This is a genomic window from Rhodococcus sp. SORGH_AS_0303, from assembly GCF_030819335.1.
Classification (GTDB): Bacteria; Actinomycetota; Actinomycetes; order Mycobacteriales; family Mycobacteriaceae; genus Rhodococcoides.
In genome coordinates, this window is record NZ_JAUTBO010000001.1 from 2,834,689 (window position 1) to 2,852,692 (window position 18,004).

At 70.4% G+C, this 18,004-nt stretch carries 14 protein-coding genes and 1 pseudogene; 5 read left to right on the forward strand and 10 right to left on the reverse strand.

Annotation, left to right across the window (positions count from 1 at the left end; genetic code table 11):
* Nucleotides 1-2: 2 nt before the first annotated feature.
* Both QE449_RS13315 and QE449_RS13320 read left to right on the forward strand, forming a co-directional pair.
* Nucleotides 3-824 (forward strand): alpha/beta fold hydrolase, encoded by an 822-nt coding sequence (locus QE449_RS13315; RefSeq protein WP_056447840.1) that lies wholly within the window; start codon nt 3-5, stop codon nt 822-824.
* Nucleotides 821-1,123 (forward strand): MGMT family protein, encoded by a 303-nt coding sequence (locus QE449_RS13320; protein WP_027506835.1) that lies wholly within the window; start codon nt 821-823, stop codon nt 1,121-1,123. Before QE449_RS13315 ends, QE449_RS13320 begins: the two co-directional genes overlap by 4 nt.
* On the opposite strand, the gene QE449_RS13325 is transcribed toward QE449_RS13320, so the two are convergent.
* Nucleotides 1,036-2,613: a PLP-dependent aminotransferase family protein gene (locus tag QE449_RS13325; protein ID WP_307108941.1), complete on the reverse strand. Its 1,578-nt coding sequence runs from the start codon at nt 2,611-2,613 to the stop codon at nt 1,036-1,038. The two genes, QE449_RS13320 and QE449_RS13325, sit on opposite strands and share 88 nt — an antisense overlap.
* A 75-nt stretch (nt 2,614-2,688) precedes the next feature.
* Between QE449_RS13325 and QE449_RS13330 the strand changes: the two genes are divergently transcribed.
* Nucleotides 2,689-2,823, forward strand: a complete 135-nt coding sequence (locus QE449_RS13330; RefSeq protein WP_261769634.1) for a hypothetical protein — start codon at nt 2,689-2,691, stop codon at nt 2,821-2,823.
* A gap of 33 nt (nt 2,824-2,856) precedes the next feature.
* Nucleotides 2,857-4,653, forward strand: coding sequence for an NTP transferase domain-containing protein (locus QE449_RS13335; protein WP_307108942.1), 1,797 nt, complete (start codon nt 2,857-2,859; stop codon nt 4,651-4,653).
* Here the strand turns inward: QE449_RS13335 and QE449_RS13340 are convergent.
* The 8 genes and pseudogenes from QE449_RS13340 to QE449_RS13375 form a co-directional block, all read right to left on the reverse strand.
* A complete protein-coding gene (locus tag QE449_RS13340) occupies nt 4,595-5,323 on the reverse strand; it encodes a sirohydrochlorin chelatase (RefSeq protein ID WP_081821423.1) in 729 nt (242 codons plus the stop codon). The genes QE449_RS13335 and QE449_RS13340 overlap by 59 nt on opposite strands.
* Nucleotides 5,320-6,525 (reverse strand): uroporphyrinogen-III synthase, encoded by a 1,206-nt coding sequence (locus QE449_RS13345; RefSeq protein ID WP_373428391.1) that lies wholly within the window; start codon nt 6,523-6,525, stop codon nt 5,320-5,322. Before QE449_RS13345 ends, QE449_RS13340 begins: the two co-directional genes overlap by 4 nt.
* Complete coding sequence (gene nirD / locus QE449_RS13350; protein ID WP_307108944.1) at nt 6,525-6,980, reverse strand: nitrite reductase small subunit NirD; 456 nt, start codon at nt 6,978-6,980, stop codon at nt 6,525-6,527. Before nirD ends, QE449_RS13345 begins: the two co-directional genes overlap by 1 nt.
* 132 nt (nt 6,981-7,112) lie before the next feature.
* Nucleotides 7,113-9,627 (reverse strand): annotated as a pseudogene (gene nirB / locus QE449_RS13355) (nitrite reductase large subunit NirB).
* 47 nt (nt 9,628-9,674) lie between these two features.
* Entirely contained in the window at nt 9,675-11,210 is a 1,536-nt protein-coding gene (locus tag QE449_RS13360; protein WP_307108945.1) for an FAD-dependent oxidoreductase, read from the reverse strand.
* The gene (locus QE449_RS13365) at nt 11,207-13,372 is read right to left on the reverse strand and encodes a molybdopterin oxidoreductase family protein (protein WP_222638665.1); all 2,166 of its coding nucleotides are present in this window, start codon (nt 13,370-13,372) and stop codon (nt 11,207-11,209) included. Before QE449_RS13365 ends, QE449_RS13360 begins: the two co-directional genes overlap by 4 nt.
* Nucleotides 13,369-14,841 carry a nitrate/nitrite transporter gene (locus tag QE449_RS13370; RefSeq protein ID WP_373425225.1) on the reverse strand — a complete coding sequence of 491 codons (1,473 nt, stop codon included), beginning with the start codon at nt 14,839-14,841 and terminating at the stop codon, nt 13,369-13,371. Before QE449_RS13370 ends, QE449_RS13365 begins: the two co-directional genes overlap by 4 nt.
* Before the next feature lie 134 nt (nt 14,842-14,975).
* Nucleotides 14,976-16,292, reverse strand: coding sequence for an MFS transporter (locus tag QE449_RS13375; RefSeq protein WP_307108946.1), 1,317 nt, complete (start codon nt 16,290-16,292; stop codon nt 14,976-14,978).
* A gap of 87 nt (nt 16,293-16,379) precedes the next feature.
* On the opposite strand from QE449_RS13375, the gene QE449_RS13380 reads away from it, so the two are divergent.
* Nucleotides 16,380-17,075 carry a FadR/GntR family transcriptional regulator gene (locus QE449_RS13380; protein WP_222638666.1) on the forward strand — a complete coding sequence of 232 codons (696 nt, stop codon included), beginning with the start codon at nt 16,380-16,382 and terminating at the stop codon, nt 17,073-17,075.
* Here QE449_RS13380 and QE449_RS13385 read toward each other — a convergent pair.
* Nucleotides 17,072-17,926, reverse strand: a complete 855-nt coding sequence (locus QE449_RS13385) for a TIGR02569 family protein (RefSeq protein WP_027506841.1) — start codon at nt 17,924-17,926, stop codon at nt 17,072-17,074. The genes QE449_RS13380 and QE449_RS13385 overlap by 4 nt on opposite strands.
* Nucleotides 17,927-18,004: the final 78 nt, after the last annotated feature.

The window sequence follows — 18,004 nt, forward strand, 5'->3', positions numbered from 1 at the left end:
CCATGCCGACGACCTCCGAATCCCCCGCCCCCACGACGGATGCCGACGACGTCGCCGTGTACGGCCCGGCGTCCGGACCGGTGGTCCTGGCGATCCACGGCATGACCGGCCACGGCAGGCGCTGGCAACGGTGGAGCGAGCACCTGCCCGAGGCCCGCGTCGTCGCTCCGGACCTGGTGGGTCACGGCAGGGCACCGTGGACTCCGCCGTGGTCGATCGAGCGCCAGGTCGATCGGCTGGCCGCCGTCCTACGGGCCCACTCGGCCGGGCCCGTCGTCGTGGTCGGCCACTCCTACGGGGGCGCGCTCGCGATCCATCTCGCGAGGTCGTTCCCGTCGCTCGTCGCGGGACTGGTGCTGCTCGATCCCGCCATCGGCCTGTCGCCGGACTCGATGCTGGAGACGGCGCAGTCGACGGTGCTGTACGACGACTACACCGATGCCGCGGAGGCACGCTCGGAGAAGCTCCACGGCGCGTGGTCCGACGTCCACCCGGCTCTCGTCGACGAGGAGATCGCCGAACACCTGGTGGACACCGACGACGGGCGAGTGCGATGGCGGACGTCGACGGCCGCCGTCGTCGCGTCGTGGGGCGAGCTCGCGCGCCCGTTCGTGCTGCCGCCCAGTGACATTCCGGTCACCGTCGTGCGCGCCGCGCGGGTGGACCCGCCGTACCTCACACCGGAGTTCCGGGACGCACTCGTCCGCTCGTCGCCGGACGTGCGGATCGTCGACCTGGACTGCGACCACATGGTGCCGCAGGCGAAGGGTCCCGAATCGGCCGCTCTGGTCGACGAGATGATCCGACGCGTGACGACGTCGTGAGCCGCATCACCGACGAACAGGTCGAGGCCGTGCGCGCCGTCGTGGCCGCAGTCCCCCCGGGCAGTGTCACCACGTACGGCGACATCGCCCGGGTCGTCGGACTGCCCAGCCCACGCATCGTCGCGTGGATCATGCGGACGGACTCCTCCGATCTGCCGTGGCACCGGGTCATCCGTGCCGACGGCCGCCCGGCTCCCCACCTCGTGACACGTCAGCTCGCGGCGCTGGCCGAGGAGGGGGTGTCGTCCGTCGACGGCCGCATCGCTCTGGCCTCGGTCCGGTACCGCCACGAGCCCTGATCGAGTGTCAGACCATCGCTTCGGGGACGGCGTGCGACGGAACGCTCTCGCGGGGCCCGGCATCGACTCCCGCTCCCACCAGTTCCGCCAGGACGGCGACCGCGTCCTCGATCTCCTCGGGGCTGCGGGAGAACGGGATGCGTTGGCACTCGTCGAAGGCGTATCCCGTCCCGAAGCGTGACCCCGGGGGCGAGCAGCAGTCCGCGCCCGCGGGCCGATTCCACCAGGTCCGTCGACCGGACACCCGGTGGCAATGTGCACCACAGCGACAGTCCGCCGCGCGGCCGGTGGAAGGTCCAGCCCGGCAGCGACCGCGTCACGGCCGCCATCGCCGCGTCGCGACCCGCCCGCAGCTGATCGGCGCGGTGCGTCACCACCGCGTCGTACTCGCCGAACAGTTCCACGGCCGTGTACTGATCCATCATCGACACCGAGAGCTGCCGCCTCGCGTAGGTCGTGGCCACGCGCGCCAGGTGCACCGGGTCCGCGCGCACCCACCCCACCCGCAGCCCGCCCCAGACGGTCTTGCTCAACGATCCGACCGTGATGCAGGCGCGGTCCGGGACCGGTGCGCCGAACGGCTCGACGTCGGCGTCGCCGTCGAGACGGAGGTCGGCCGACGCCTCGTCCACCACGGTCACCACGGCGTGCCGATGCAGCGTGGCCGCGAGCCGACGCCGGGACGTCTCGGGCAACACCGCTCCGGACGGGTTGGAGTGGTCGGGCATCAGGTAGGCCAGTACCGGATCATGTTGCCGCGCAGCCCTGTCCATGTTCTCCACGAACGTGTCGGGATCATCCGGATCGATGGCCACCGGAACGCACTTGCCACCCACGGCTCGCACCATGTCGATGGCACCCGGGTAGGTCGGGTGTTCGGTCAGCACACGATTGCCCTGTTCGACGAAGGTGTCGATCACGGCGTGCAACGCATCGCTGGCGCCCGCGGTCACGAGAATCTGGTCGGCGGTGGTGGGAAGGCCGCGGGCGGAGTAGTACCGGGCGATCGCCTCGCGCAGTCGGCCCACACCGGTGGGCACGTAGCCGACGTGCAGGCCCGTCGTGCTCAGCGCGCGGGCAGCAGCGTCGTAAGCGGGTCCCAGCAGGGCCGAGGCCGGCGGTGCGGCGTTGACGAACTCGAGCACGCCCGGTTGGGTGCCGCGCAGGATGCCGCCCCACGGCTGACTGTCCCCGCGCGGAACGACGAAGGTGCCCGCCCCGTGCACCGACACCGCGATGCCGTGCTCACGGAGTTCGCGATAGGCCGACGCGACCGTCACCCGGCTGACCCCCAGCACCGACGCGAGGACGCGTTCCGCGGGCAGGCGGGCATCGGCGGCCACCGCGCCTTCCTCGACGAGACGGTGCAGTTCCTGCGCGAGTCCGAGGTACAGGGACCGACTGTCCCTCGCGACGGCGGTCATGTCGATCGCGGCAGCGAGTGCGCGCGCCGACAACCCGTCGCGCAGCCGTGCGGGAGTGGATGCCATGCCGCCACTATGCCACAGTCCACTCGAGTCCAGTGGACTGCTCTATCAGGCCTTTCGCCGGTCGAGACTCTGTCCATGATCGTCATCGGAACACTTCTGGCCCTGTCCACTCTCAGCATCGGGTTCGGCGCCGTCGCCGTCGCGGGCGGCGGTCGCCACTCTCTCGAGGGCCCACCGCGCAGTCGGCCCGTGTCCACCACCGGTCGATGAGGCTGCCGCGTCGCCTCCACTACTGTGGATCACATGTCGGGACGCACAGCGCGCACGGACGCGCTGATACTCGCCGGCGGACGCAGCTCACGGATGCAGGGAATGACCAAGCCTGCCGCGCTCGTGGACGGAGTCACCCTCGTCGATCGGGTGCTGGGAGCGACGTCGTTCTGCACGGTCACCGTCCTCGTCGGACCGGACGACGTGACTGCCGACCCGCCGGGACCGAGGCGTGTCCGCCGCACCCGCGAGGACCCGCCGTTCGGAGGCCCGGTACGTGCGTTGGCGGCCGGGCTGGCCGTCACCGTCGACAACGGTGACGGTCCGCGGGAGAACGACGTCGTGTTGACCCTGTCCGCCGACCTGCCGTACATCACCGAGCCTGCACTCCGACTGCTCGTGCGAGAACTGCTGCGAGACACGACAGTCGAAGCAGTGTTCGGAACCGACTCGACCGGTCGCACCCAGTACCTCGTGGGCGCCTGGCGTCGCGACGCCCTCGTTCGAGGCGTCACCGCCGCGCTCGCACGCTGTCCGGCGGACGCCGAGCGCGGCCCGTCCATCCGCGACGCCCTGCCGGACGTCGTGGGCACCGTGGCGCTCACCGGCATCGACGACGTGGACACGCCCACCGAACTCGCGGCCGTCCGCACCGCGTCGAGACGCCCCTCCGTCGAGGTGGCGCGCGTCCTCGTGGGGAGCAGACTCACCGCGATCACACCTCGTACCGCGTCCCTGGCCGACAGCCTCGGCGGCACGCTCGCGGAGCCGCTGATCGCCGCACGCCCGTTTCCGAGCTTCGTCACGTCCGCGATGGACGGCTACGCCGTGCGCGGCGACGGACCCTGGCACGTCGACGACGCCGTGGTGGTCGCCGGCGCCACCGACGACGTCGTCCTCGACACCGGCCACGCGGTGCGCATCGCCACCGGCGCAGCGGTTCCGGCGGAGGCGGGCGTGGTACGCGACGAGTTCGTCGTTCTCGACGACGACGGTCTGCTCCACCGGTCGGATGGCGCACCCGTGCGCGACGACGCCCGCAGTGTCGCCGAGGACTGGGACGGCGGAAGCGAACTCGCGCCGGCGGGCACCGTCATCTCCCCCGCCGTCGTGTCGGCCGCGCTCTCTGCCGGCGTGATCCGGGCGTCGACGCGCCCCGCCCCGACCGTCCGACTCGTCCTCACGGGCGACGAGATCGGCGACGACACCGCGCCGGTGGCCGGGCGCATCCGCGACACCATCGGGCCGGTCATGCCGACGTACCTACGGTCGTGCGGGTTCGCACTCGCCGACGTCGCGCACTGCGCCGACACCGACGATGCCTTCGACGCGGCGATCCACGGCGGTGCGGACTCCGCACCGCCGGACGTCGTCGTCATCATCGGCGCGACCGGCGGCGGCGCCGCGGATCGACTGGACGACGCACTTCGACGTGCCGGAGCACACCGTGTCGTCGACGGACTCGCCTGTCGCCCCGGCGGTTCCGCCTCCGTCTCGGAGCTGCCCGATCATCGCGTGGTCCTGGGTGTTCCCGGCAATCCGTATGCCGCCGTCACCACGGTGATGCTGCTCGGGCCCGCCATCGCCGCGGCCTTGACCGGACGGTCCGTCCCGATACCGCTGACCGGAACACTGGCCACCGAGGTCGATGCCGGTGACGTCACTCGAGCCCTGCCCGCGTCCTACCTCGGTGCGGGTACCTGGCGGTGCGAGAGCTCCGTGCGTACAGCACATCTCGCGGCGCTGGTGGGCCGTGACGGCATCGCCGTCGTCACTGCGGGCCGGAGTCCGGGCGCTCCCGTCGAGATCGTGCCGCTGCCGCAGAGATGACGTCGGCACCCTCGCGGTAGCGATCGACGAGCAGCTGCACCACTCCCCCGTGCAGCCCCAGCGGTTCGGTGACACCGTCCGCTCCAGCGGACTGCAACCTCGTGTGAAAGAGGCCGGGCGCCAACAGGTACGAGGCGACGAAGACCTTCTCCCCGGTGGCCTTCAGAGTGGGGACCAGGTCCGCCGCGCGCGGCTCGCCCGTGGCGACGTAGGCGACGGTGACCGCCGATCCGGTGACGGCGGCGAGCTGATCCGCCGCGGTGTGCACGTCGTCGAGGGCCCGCACGTCGGAGGAGCCCGCCGCGGCGAGGACGATGCGATCGCCGGTCGTCCATCCGATCTGCTCGAGCCTGTCACGCAGTACCCGCGCGAGGTCGAGATCCGGGCCCAGTGCGCGGGTGACGTGGACGTCGTCGTGACCGCTCTCGGCGATTTCGCGGGGCACGTCCGCATGCACGTGATAGCCCGAGGCCAGGAAGGCGGGCACGACCACGACGGGACCGTCGACATCGCGCAGAACCTCCGACGGAGTGGGTCCGAGCACGTCGACGAAGGCGACCCGCACCGGGCCCACGTGCGAAGCCACGGCGTCGGCCAGCGCGGCGATCACCTCGACGCCCGCGGGGTTGCGCGTGCCGTGTGCGACGAGGACGAGTCGAGGATCGCTCACGACGCCTCCCCCGTCCGGCCGAGGCCGCCGCCCGGAACACTCGACACGGCGTCGATCAGGTCGTCCGCGCTGTCGTCGACGGCGAGGCGGTATCCCCGCTTGACGACGGTCTGAATCGCTCTGGGTGCGCCGAGCGCGGACCGCACTCGCGCCATGGCCGTCTCGACGGCATGGGTGTCGCCGCCCCCACCCGGCAGAGCGGCGAGCAGGTCCTCGCGGGAGACCACCTGTCCGGGACGGCGAGCGAGAGTCTTCAGCACGGCCATGCCCGCGGGTGACAGAGCCTTGGGTGTGCCGTCGACGACGACGCACGCGCCGAGAACGCGCAACTCGTGACCGCCGGCCCGGACGATGCCCGCTCGACGCGGAAGTTCGTCGGCGACGTGGCGCACGAGAGCTCCGACACGCGCCCGCGCGGGCGCCGTCGTGGGAACACCCAGTACGTCGAGCGGAGCAGAGGTCACGGGCCCGACGCACACGGCGAGCACCCGATCGCGGAACGACTGCAGCATCGGTTCCAGCACACCGTTCTCCTTGGCGCGCATCAACATCGAGGCCACGGCGGGGGCACTGGTGAAGGTCACCGCATCGAGGTCACCACATAGCACGGCCTCGATCATGCGGTCCATCGGTGCCGAGTCGTCGGGTTGCACCCAGCGGTAGACCGGAACCGGGATGACCGTCGCGCCGGCCTGCCGCAGCACCTCGCAGAAGTCCGGAACCGGCTCCCACTCGGTGGTGGCGCCGTGCAGTTGCACCGCGACGCGGACGCCGTCCACGCCCTCCGCCAACAGATGTTCCAGCACCTCCGCGGACGACTCGGACTCCGGTGACCACTCCTCGCGCAGACCTGCTGCACGGATGGCTCCCTTGGCCTTCGGTCCACGGGCGAGGATGCGGGTGCCCTCGAGAGCGCGAGTGAGCTCCTCGGCGTCACCCCACCCGTCGGCGGCCTCCATCCAGCCACGGAAACCGATGCCCGTGGTGGCCACGGTGACAGCCGGCGGAGACTCGATGATCTCGCGGGTACGACGACCGAGCTCCGCATCGTCCGACAGCGGAATGATCCTGATCGCCGGGGCGTGCACGACGTTCGCTCCGCGCCGTACCAGCAGCGAGGCCAGTTCGTCGGCGCGTCGAGCCGCGGTGACGCCCACGGTGAACCCCGCGAGGGGAGCGTCGGACGAGGTCGGCTGATCGATCACGGGGATGTCGTCTCCGTTCCACTTCTCGGCCGGACGGATGTGCCCGAGGTCTGGGTCGATGCGCCCGAGGGCTGGGCGGACACTGCGACGACGCCGTCGATCACGGTGACCTCGTGTACCGCCAAGGTCGTGTCCGGGTCGTCGAGGCAACGGCCGTCCACCAGCGAGAATACCTGCTTGAGCAACGGCGACGCGACGGTCGGCTCGCCGCCGCGGTCCCCGACCAGTCCGCGCGACATCACGGCGGCCCGTCCGAAGGGGTCGATGTTGCTCACGGCGAACAGCTCCTCGTCGCTGGTGCGGAACAACGCCACCTGCGCCCCGGAGGGCAGCAACACGGCGACTCCCCGACCCGGAGTGAGTTCCGAGAGTGCGAGCGCGGTGATCCACTCGTCGGTGTCGCCGCTGGTCACGGTCGTGGAATGGCGAGGTGCTGAGTCGATGACAGTCATGATGGTCCTCCCTGGGGACAGTTCTACGGGGCTGGTGTTACTCGGCCGTTACGGCGACATGACGGGCCACATCTCGGCCGGCCTCCGGCCTTCCCGGCCACATCTCGGCCGGCCTCCGGCCTTCCCGGCCACTCACCCGACCGGAACGGACGGCATCCCCATCAGGACCGGAACCTTGCGGGCACCGGACTCGTCGAACGAGACGGTGGGGTCGGACTCCTCCGGGGCGTTGACGAACGAGACGAAGCGCGCGAGCTTGGTCTCGTCCTCCAACACACCCCGCCACTCGTCCCGGTAGCCCTCGACGTGCGACGCCATCGCTGCCTCGAGGTCCGCGGCGATACCCAGGCTGTCCTCGCACACGACGGCGCGCAGGTGGTCGAGTCCGCCCTCGAGACTCTCGACCCACGGCGCCGTGCGCTGCAGGCGGTCCGCCGTGCGCACGTAGAACATGAGGTACCGGTCGATGTACCGGACGAGGGTGGTGTCGTCCAGCCCCGACGCGAGGAGTTGCGCGTGCTTGGGCGACTGCCCACCGTTGCCGCCGACGTACAGGTTCCACCCACTCTCGGTGGCGATGATGCCGACGTCCTTGCCGCGCGCCTCGGCGCATTCGCGGGCGCAGCCGGACACACCGAACTTGATCTTGTGCGGGGACCGCAGACCCCGGTAGCGCTTCTCGAGGTCGACGGCCATGCCCACGGAGTCCTGCACGCCGTAGCGGCACCACGCGGACCCAACGCAACTCTTCACGGTGCGCAACGACTTCCCGTAGGCCTGACCCGACTCCATGCCGGCGTCGACCAGTCGCTTCCAGATGGCGGGGAGCTGCTCCACGCGCGCGCCGAACAGGTCGATGCGCTGACCACCCGTCACCTTGGTGTACAGACCGAAGTCGCGTGCCACCTCACCGATGACGATCAATTGTTCGGGAGTGCACTCCCCACCCGGCATCCGCGGCACGACGGAGTAGGTGCCGTTCTTCTGGATGTTGGCGAGGAAGTGATCGTTGGTGTCCTGCAGGGCAGCCTGCTCACCGTCGAGGATGTGTTCCGAGGACGTGGACGCCAGGATCGAGGCCACGACCGGCTTGCAGATGTCGCAACCGGCGCCGCGGCCGTGAGCGGCGACGAGACCGGAGAACGTGCGGATGCCCGCGCCGGCGACGATCTCGAACAACTCGCGCCTCGACTGGGAGAAGTGCTCGCACAGGGCCTTCGACATGACCACGCCCGACGCGGCGAGCAACTGCTTGATCGTGGGAAGACAGCCACCGCATGTGGTGCCGGCGTCGGTGCAGGACTTGACCGAGGCGATGTCGCAGGCGCCCCGCAGCGATGGCCGAGCAGATGGTCCCCTTGTCCACACCGTTGCACGAGCACACCTCGGCATCGTCGGGAAGCGCTCCGGCGCCGAGCTTCTCGCCGCTCGGCGAGATCAGTGCAGCCGGATCGCCCGGGAGTTCGCGGCCGACGAGCGGGCGCAGCGTCGCGTACGCCGACGCGTCCCCCACCAGGATGCCGCCGAGCAGAGTCCTCGCGTCGTCCGACAGCACGAGCTTGGCGTAGGTGCCCTTCGCGGCATCGTTGAGCACCACCTCGAGTGCGCCCTCGGTGGCGCCCATCGCGTCTCCGAAACTGGCGACGTCGACACCGAGCAGTTTGAGCTTGGTCGAGAGGTCCGCGCCCGGGAACTCGGCGGTACCGCCGACGAGCCGATCGGCGACGACCTCCGCGCTGGAGTACCCCGGAGCGACGAGGCCGTAGCACCGGCCCTCGATGGCCGCACACTCGCCGATGGCGTAGATCGCGGGATCCTCGGTACGGCAACCGATGTCGGTGAGGATGCCACCACGCTCGCCGACCGGGAGGCCGCTTGTACGGGCGAGAGCGTCCTGCGGGCGGACACCCGCCGAGAACACCAGCAGGGCGGCGTCGATGACGCTGCCGTCCGCCAGAGTGACGTCGATGCCGTGATCGTTCTCGGCGATGGCCGAGGTGCCGACACCGGCGTGGACGGTGACACCGAGCTCGGTGACGAGCTTCGCCAGGACCGCACCGCCGCCCTCGTCGACCTGCAGCGGCATCAGTCGCGGCGCGAATTCCACCACGTGCGGCGTCATGCCCATCTGCTTCAGGGCGTTCGCGGCCTCGAGACCGAGCAGGCCGCCGCCGACGACCACTCCCACTGCGCCGGGGCCGGCCGCGTCGGCGCAGGTGCGGATGCGATCCAGGTCGTCGATCGTGCGATAGACGAAGCAGCGATCGAGGTCGTGCCCTGCGATGGGCGGGACGAACGGGTAGGACCCCGTGGCCATGACCAGCGCGTCGTACGGCACCACCGCACCGTCCGAGGTGGTGACCACCCGAGCGTCGCGGTCGATCGACTCGGCCCGCACGCCGGTACGCAGGGTCACCGCGGTGTCCCCGACATAGTCGTTGCCCGCCAACGCGAGTTCCTTGTGGTCCCAGGCGCCGACGTAGGACGAGAGCCCGACGCGGTCGTAGGCGGGGAGGGCCTCCTCGCAGAGGACGGTGACGGACCACTCGCCGGCCGTGTCGCGTGCGCGCAGCGCCTCGACGAACCGGTGGCCCACCATTCCGTGTCCCACCACCACGGCTGTGCGGTGAGCGGTCTGGTCGGTCATGACAATCTCCTCGGGAAACGGTGAACGGGTGGTGTGACTCGGGTCGGTCATGCGGTGACCGGGAAGGCCGGAGGCCGGCCGTTGTCGGGAACCGGGAAGGCCGGAGGCCGGTCGTTGTCGGGGACGGGATCCGCTCGGTGCAGCCAGTCGCAGAGGCCGTCGACGACGCCCACGCAGCTACCGCAACCGGTGGTGGCGCGGGTCTTCTCGGCCATGGCCTCGGGGGTGTGGGCACCGCCGCGCCACGCGCTGACCAAGTGCTTCTTGGTGACGGTGTTACAGCGGCAGATCACGGCTGCGTCGGGCATGGTCGACGGGTTGGCGCTCTCGGTGGGGCCACCGACGAGGTGCCCGAGCAGCAGGGTCATACGGTCGACGGGGACCAGCGATCCGCCGTCGAAATACTGGCTGAGCGTTCCGACGACTTCCGGGTTGCCGAGCATCACCGCGCCGACCAGGCGGTCCTTGCGGACGACGACCTTCGCGTACCGGCCGCGGGTGGGGTCGCTCATGACCAGGACCTCGGACTCGGTGTCGTTCGGGTCGACGTCGATCTCGCCCATCGAGGCGAGGTCGACGTCGTGCGCCTTGAGGCGGGTGATCTGCGCGGTGCCGTGGTACTCGGCGCGGGACGCGCTGCCGCACAGCTGGTCCGCGACCACCCCGGCCATTTCCCAGGCGGGCTGGACCAGGCCGTAGACCTCACCGCGGTGCTGGGCGCACTCGCCGATCGCGCGGATGTGCGGGTCGGAGGTGCGCAGGTCGTCGTCGACGACGACAGCGCGGTCGACGTCGAGCCCGGCCGCGACGGCGAGGTCGATGTTCGGACGGATCCCGGCCGCGACGACGACCAGGTCGGCGGGCAACGCGCTGCCGTCGGACAACACGAGTTCGCGCGTGCCGTCGGGCGCGGTACGCAGAGCCTCGGCCCGAGCGCCCAGCGCCACGTCCATCCCCAGCTCTCGCAACACTCGGGTCAGCACGGCGCCGCCACCGGCGTCCATCTGCTTCTCCATCGGATACGCGCGGGGGTGGACGATGGTGACGTCCGATCCGCGCATGAGGGCGCCGCGTGCGGCTTCGATGCCGAGAAGCCCGGCGCCGATCACGACGACGCGGGAACCGGGTCCCGTTGCTGCGGTGATGGCGTCGCAGTCGGCGAGAGTGCGAAACGCCACCACACCGTCCGCGGGGTGACCGTCCGCATCGGTCATGCCGGGCGCGGGCGGCAGGAAGGACCGCGAGCCGGTGGCGAGGACGAGCGTGTCGTAGGTGTCCGTGGACCCGTCCGAGCGCGTGATCGTGCGGCGCTCGCGATCGATCGACGTGACCGCGACCCCGATGTGCGTCTCCAGACCGTTGCGCTCGCACCAGTTCTCGGGCTTGATTCGAGTGTCCCTCGGGGTCAGGTGCCCGGCGACCACGTTGGAGAGCAGGATGCGGTTGTACGCGGCGTGATTCTCGTCGCCGTAGACGACCACCTGGACGCGGGCCGCATCCGAGTCGCGTCGGTGGATCTCCTCCTGCAACCGGGCACCGGCGAGGCCGTTCCCGACCACGACGACGCGATGAGGTGCACTCATGCCGTCTCCCCGTCCGTCGCGCCGACCAGGTGCGCGGCGATGCGCACCGCGCAGACCTTGAACTCGGGCATCCGGCTGGTGGGATCGAGTGCCGGGTTGGTCACGAGGTTGGCGCGCGCCGCATCGGCGAAGTGGAACGGCAGGAACACCGTGTCGAGCCGCATCGACGCGTCGCACCGCACGCGGGCGACGACCGTTCCGCGGCGCGAGACGACGTCCGCGTCGTCGCCGTCCTCGAGCCCCGCGCGACCGGCGGTGTCCGGGTGGACCTGGACGAACATCGGGCCTGCCGCCTCCGACAGGGACGGCACGCGCCGGGTCTGCGCACCGGACTGGTAGTGCGTGAGCACCCGCCCCGTCGTCGCGAGGAGAGGAAAGTCGGCGTCGGTGGGTTCTGCGGGCCCGACCTGGTCGACCGTGACGAAACGCGCTCGCCCGGTGGGTGTCTCGAAACGATCCAGGAACAGTCTCGGTGTGCCGCCGTGCGTCTCCGACGGTACCGGCCAGTGCAGCGCCTCCCCGGCGTCGAGACGCTCGTAGGTCACGCCCGAGTAGTCGGCGATGCCACCGCGGGACGCTCGGCGCAACTCCTCGAACACCGTCCGTGCGTCGCGGGGGAAGCGGTCGGCGGGCTGGCCCAGGCGAACGGCGAGATCGGCGAGGATGTCGAGCTCCCCGCGCGCGCCCTCGGGAGCGTCCACGGCCCTGCGCCGGCGCAGGATGCGGCCCTCGAGGGAGGTCATGGTGCCCTCCTCCTCGGCCCACTGCAGCGTCGGCAGCACCACGTCGGCCATCGCGGCAGTCTCGGAGAGCACGAAATCGGTGACGACGAGCATCTCGAGTGAGGCGAGCCGATCGACGACGTGACCGGCCCGCGGGGCCGAGACGGCGATGTTCGAGCCGTGCACCATGAGCGCGCGGGGACCACCGGGGGTGCCGAGGGCGTCGAGCAGTTCATAGGCGCTCAGTCCCGCACCCGGGAGTGCGGACTCCTCGATACCCCAGAGGGCGGAGATGTGTTCACGCGCTGCGGGATCGGTGATCTTGCGGTATCCGGGAAGCTGGTCCGCCTTCTGCCCGTGCTCGCGTCCGCCCTGTCCGTTGCCCTGGCCGGTGATGCAGCCGTATCCGGTTCCGTGTCGTCCGCACAGCCCCAGCACGAGAGAGAGTCCGATGACGGCCGAGACCGTGTCGGTTCCGGACGCGTGCTGTTCGGCTCCACGGGCGGTGAGCACGTAGGCGCCCGTACCCGCGTCCCGTGACTGCGCCAGCAACCGCACCGTCTCCCGCAGGCGAGCGACGGGAACGCCGGTGACGCGCTCGGTCCGCTCCGGCCACCACTGCGCCGCCGCCGTCCAGAACTCGTCGAAACCCTCGGTGCGTGAGTCGATGTAGTCGCGATCGGCGTACCCCTCGACCACTGCCAGGTGCACCAGGCCCAGTGCGAGGGCCAGGTCGGTGCCCGGCGACAGTTGCAGGTGCACTCCGCCGGCGGACACCGCCCGGTCCACCGTCGCGGTGCGCCGTGGGTCGGCGACGATGAGCCCGCCCGCGTCGGCGGCGGTCCGGAGATGCTGCACGAAGGGGGGCATCGTCTCCGCGACGTTGCCGCCCAGCACCAGCACGGCCCGCGCGGAACCGATGTCCGCCAACGGGAACGGCAGTCCTCGGTCGATTCCGAACGACTTGTTGCCGGCGGCCGCGGCCGACGACATGCAGAACCGCCCGTTGTAGTCGATGTTCGACGTGCCCAGCGCGACACGGGCGAACTTGCCGAGCATGTAGGACTTCTCGTTGGTCAGCCCGCCCGCCCCGAAGATCCCGACCGCGTCGGCGCCGTGCTCGGCCCGGACGCGTCGAAGCGTCGTGGCCACCGCGTCGAGTGCGGCGTCCCAGGTCGTCGGGACGAGTTCCCCGTCGACACGCACCAGTGGTGTGGTGAGCCTGCCGGGCACTCGCAGCACCTCGGCGGCGGTCCACCCCTTCTGGCAGAGACCACCCTTGTTGGTCGGGAACTGGCGGGCCTCGATCCCGGCGCTCGCTGCATCCGTGCCGGTGACGGTCATCGCGCACTGCAGCCCGCAGTACGGGCAGTGCGTCGCCGTTCCTGCTCGGGTGGCCGGTGGCCGAAGGGTCTCCGGCACGGATGCAGCGACGGTCATACGGTGACCACGTCCTGCTCGTTCGCGGTACGCGCGCCGGATCGGCGGAGGTACACGGCCCACGTGGCCGCGGCGCAGAGGACGTAGAAGACGAGGAAGACCCAGAAGGCGGACGTCGCCGACTTCTCCGCGCCCGAGTACGACGCGCGCAGGACCAGGTTGATGCCCACTCCACCGAGCGCGCCGATCGCACCGGCGATACCGATGAGCGCACCGGACATCCGGCGGGACCACGCTGCCTGCTCGGTGGCCGACATCCCCACCAGCAACGTCGACTTCGACGCGAAGATCGCCGGGATCATCTTGTAGACGGAGCCGTTACCGAGCCCCGAGAGCACGAACAGCAGGATGAAGCCGACGACGTAGAACACCATCATCGATCCGGTCGCCGCTCCGGCCGTGGCGTCGTCCGTCATCGACGTCGCGACGAGGATGCCGGCGGAGAAGATCATCGCGACGAAGGTGTACATCGTGATGCGGCCGCCGCCGACGCGGTCGGCGAACTTGCCGCCGATCGGTCGGGACAGGGAACCGAGGAGCGGGCCGATGAACGCGATCTGAGCGGCGTGCAGGGAGGCCTGTGCCTGCATGGCCGGGGTGACCGCACCCCCGTCGGCCAGACCGGCGAGGAAGTTGATCTGCAGGATCTGCCCGAACGCGAAGCTGTAACCGATGAACGACCCGAACGTACCGATGTAGAGGAACGCGATCCACCACGAGTCGGAGAAGCGCAGCACGTCGATCATGGAGCGGCCGTTGGTCTTCTGGTTGTCCAGGTTGTCCATGTACAGGGCCGCGCCCACGGCGGCGACCGCGATCAGGACGAGGTAGACGGCGCACACGATCTCGGGTGCGGTGTTGCCCACCGTCGCGATGACGAGGAGCCCGATGAGTTGGATGACGGGGACACCGATGTTGCCGCCGCCTGCGTTCAGTCCGAGAGCCCACCCCTTCTCACGCTGGGGATAGAAGGCGTTGATGTTGGTCATCGAGGAGGCGAAGTTGCCGCCGCCCAGTCCCGCGAACGCGGCCACGACGAGATACGTCGTGTACGAGGCGGGATTCATCATGAAGTACAGCGTCAGAACGGTCGGGATCAGCAGCACGAGGGCGCTGAAGATCGTCCAGTTACGGCCGCCGAACTTCGCGGTGGCGAACGTGTACGGGATCCGCAGGATGGCGCCGACCAATGTCGGCACGGCCACCAGGAAGAACTTCCCGGCCGGGTCGATGCCGTACTGCGCCATCGGCATGAAGAGCACCATCACGGACCAGATGGACCAGATGGAGAAGCCGACGTGCTCCGCGACGACGGACCAGATCAGGTTGCGGCGGGCGATGTGCTTGCCGCCGGCCTCCCAGGCCTCGACGTCCTCCGCGTCCCAGTTCGTGATGTGGTGCTTACGAGCGACTGCACCGGGGGCACCGGTGGGCGCCGTGGCAGCGCCGGTATCCGACAAGCTGGTCACGAGTGGCCTCCTGATCTCTGGGGAAGCCCAAAGATAGGAAAACCATGTTGCGGGGGCGCTGCACGCTGTGACCCGTGCGTGAACTTGACCTCACGTCCGTGTTTCCGGGTTGGTGAGGGTCTGCTTCGTGAGGGTCAGGGTCGCGACCGAGCCTGGCGGACGGGCCCGTCCTCGAGGACGCGCGGACGGCAGGCGGCCTTGGCGGCGACCAGCAGCACGGCGATGCCGCACGTGAGGAACGCGAACGACCACTCCCAGCCCCCGGTGTTCTCGTGCAGCACACCGAAGAGAATGGGGCCGGCGCAGGCGATGGTGTACCCGACTCCCTGCGTGAAGCCGGACAGGGATGCCGAGCCGACGGCCGTGCGCGTGCGCAGATTGATGAGCGTGAGCGACATCGGGAACGTCGTCGGACCTGCACCGACCAGGATCAGCCACAGCACCGTGCCCGTCGCGGGCGCCCACAGCAGGCCCGCGAAGCCTGCGAGATAGCAGACCGCGCAGCCGATGACGATGGGATAGGGGTCGACCATCCGACTGGTGAAGGACGGCGCGAGCAGGGAACCTGCGAGACCGACCGCGGCGAACACCCCGAGCGAGGCACCGGCGGCACCCTCGCTGATGCCGGCCTCGACCAGGAGGGAGGGCAGCCACGTCAGCATCGAGTACGTGACCATGGACGTCATCGCGAACATGCCGGCCATCCCCCAGCCGAGCGAGGTGCGCCAGACCGGGACGGGCGGCGCCACCGGCTGGGCCGACGGCTCGGTGAGCGGCCCGTCGAGCTCGGCCTCCACGGCGGCGTCCTGCGCCGGAGCCTCCGCACCGCGCACCGCGGGGGCGGCGGGGCGAGTGCGTCGCGTCAGCACGATGGCGGTCCACGGCACCACGGCGGCGACGGCGGCCACACCCCACATCGCGAGCGACCAGCGCCACCCGACCGCGTCGGCGACGGGGACCGCCGTGAGCGACGGGACGATCGTGCCCAGCTGCAGGAGGCAGATGTAGACGGTGCTCATCATGGCGAGCCGGTCGGAGAAGTAGCGCTTGACCAGCGGCGGGATGACCACGTTGCCGATACCCATACCGGCCAGGGCGACCGCCGAGAGCAGCGCCAGCGACCCGAGCCCGGGGGCGAACGCCCGCGCGAAGATGCCGACACCGGTCAGAGCCGCCGCGGCGAGTGCCGTCCGCTCGAGTCCGAGACGAGTCGCGATGACCGGGGTGAGCACGCCGAACAGCGCGAACATCGCGGTCGGGAGCATCCCGAGGAGCCCGATGGCGCCGGCGCCGAACCCGAGGTCGTCGCCGATCCGGGGAAACAGCGGCGACACCGAGGTGACCGCTGCCCGAAGTGTGAACGCGGACAGGATGAGTGCCGCGAACACCAACAGCCGTCCCTGCAGTGTCGAGCGTGACCCGGGCTCGGCAGTGGTGGCGGTCGCAGTCATGGGACGAATCATAGGATGATCCGACCTGTCTGGCAAAGGACTACTAGACTGGCCGAGACCGACACCACACGAGAGAAAGACACTGACGTGCAACCCGTACGCCGACAGAGCCTCATCGGGCAGGTCACCGACCAGTTACGAGGCGAGATCGAGTCCGGGACGTGGGCCGTCGGTACGCGGATACCCACAGAACCGGAGTTGACCGAGCTGACCGGCACGGGACGCAACACCGTTCGCGAGGCCGTCCAGGCGCTGGTGCACGCGGGCATGCTCGAGCGGCGCCAGGGATCGGGCACCTACGTGCTCGCGTCGTCGGAGATGCCGTCGGCCCTCGGCAAGTACTTCTCGACCGCGCGGCGACGCGACGTCCTGGAGCTGCGGCGGGCGCTCGACATCACCGCGGCCACACTGGCCGCCGAGCGGCGGACCGACGAGGACGTCCGGATGCTCGAGGACACCCTGGCGCATCGGACCGCACTGTGGGACGTCGACCGCACCCGGGCCCTGCATCTCGACGTGTCCCTGCACCGTGCCATCGTCGCGGCCAGCCACAACAGCATCTACCTGGAGGTCTACGACTTCCTGCTCCCCAGTATCGAGGAGACCATCCTCGACCACGACGCCGATTCCGACCGTGCGTTCCACGAGGAGCACGCGGCCCTGGTCCGAGCGGTCGTGTCCGGGGACGCCGACGCGGCGGCCACCGCCGCACGCTGCTTCTTCACCGAGCTCGCCGCGGACGGTGCCGATGATCGGGACACCGGCGCACTGCCGACCGACTAGAGGATCAGGCGCACCAGATCGGCGGTACGGGCCAGACCGGGAAACGCCTCGGCGGTCGAGCGCGGATGCAGAGCGTGCACCGCGAGGCGGAACATCACCGCCCGCAACAACATCTGCGGCCACTCGGGGAGATCCTCCCAGCGGCCGATGAGCCCGTCGTCCGCGCCGCCCCAGGAGAGCGCGTCGACGACCACCACGGCCGCGGCCCACGACGCGGGGCGCCAGTACGGGGTGATGTCGGTGATACCGGGAGCCTGCACGCCGTCGAACAGCACCGTGCCGAACAGATCTCCGTGCACCAACTGGTCGGGCTCGCGCACCGGCCGACGCAGGGTGGCCAGCTGACCGATCACCTCGACACTGCGCACACCGTCCGGCGACGTCGGCTCCACCGCTCCCCCGGCACGCGCGGAGCGGAACGGAACCTGTTCCCACGCAGCACGATCAGCGGCGACGAACACGTCCACGTCACTCCACGGCGCGACCGGCGTCTGGGTCAGGAACCGCGGCTTCTCGAGCTGCGACGTCGCGACGTGCAGCCGGGTCGCCAGCGAGACGACCTCGTCGTGGCGGGGTTCGGGAACCCCCTCGATGTACGTGTCCGCGCGCCATCCGGACACGACGTAGCGGCCGTCGGTCGACCGCACCGGTCGCGCGAGCCGAACCCCCTCCACCGCAAGGGTTTCGCGCACCTTCGCCGACCAGGCACCGCGGGCGTGATCGGCCACCGGGGACAGGACGACGTCACCGAGGCGCCAACCGCCGTCCCAGTCCGCTCCCAGAGCCACCGGCGCGACGTCTCGGAGCCCGAACGTGCCGATGACGTGCTGGGGAGGTTCCGCCGATGTCATGACGGCCACCGTACCGCCGCCGCGGTGCGAGTCCGCAGACCCCGGTGAGCGCGTGTCCCGGCACGCGTGACCGAACCC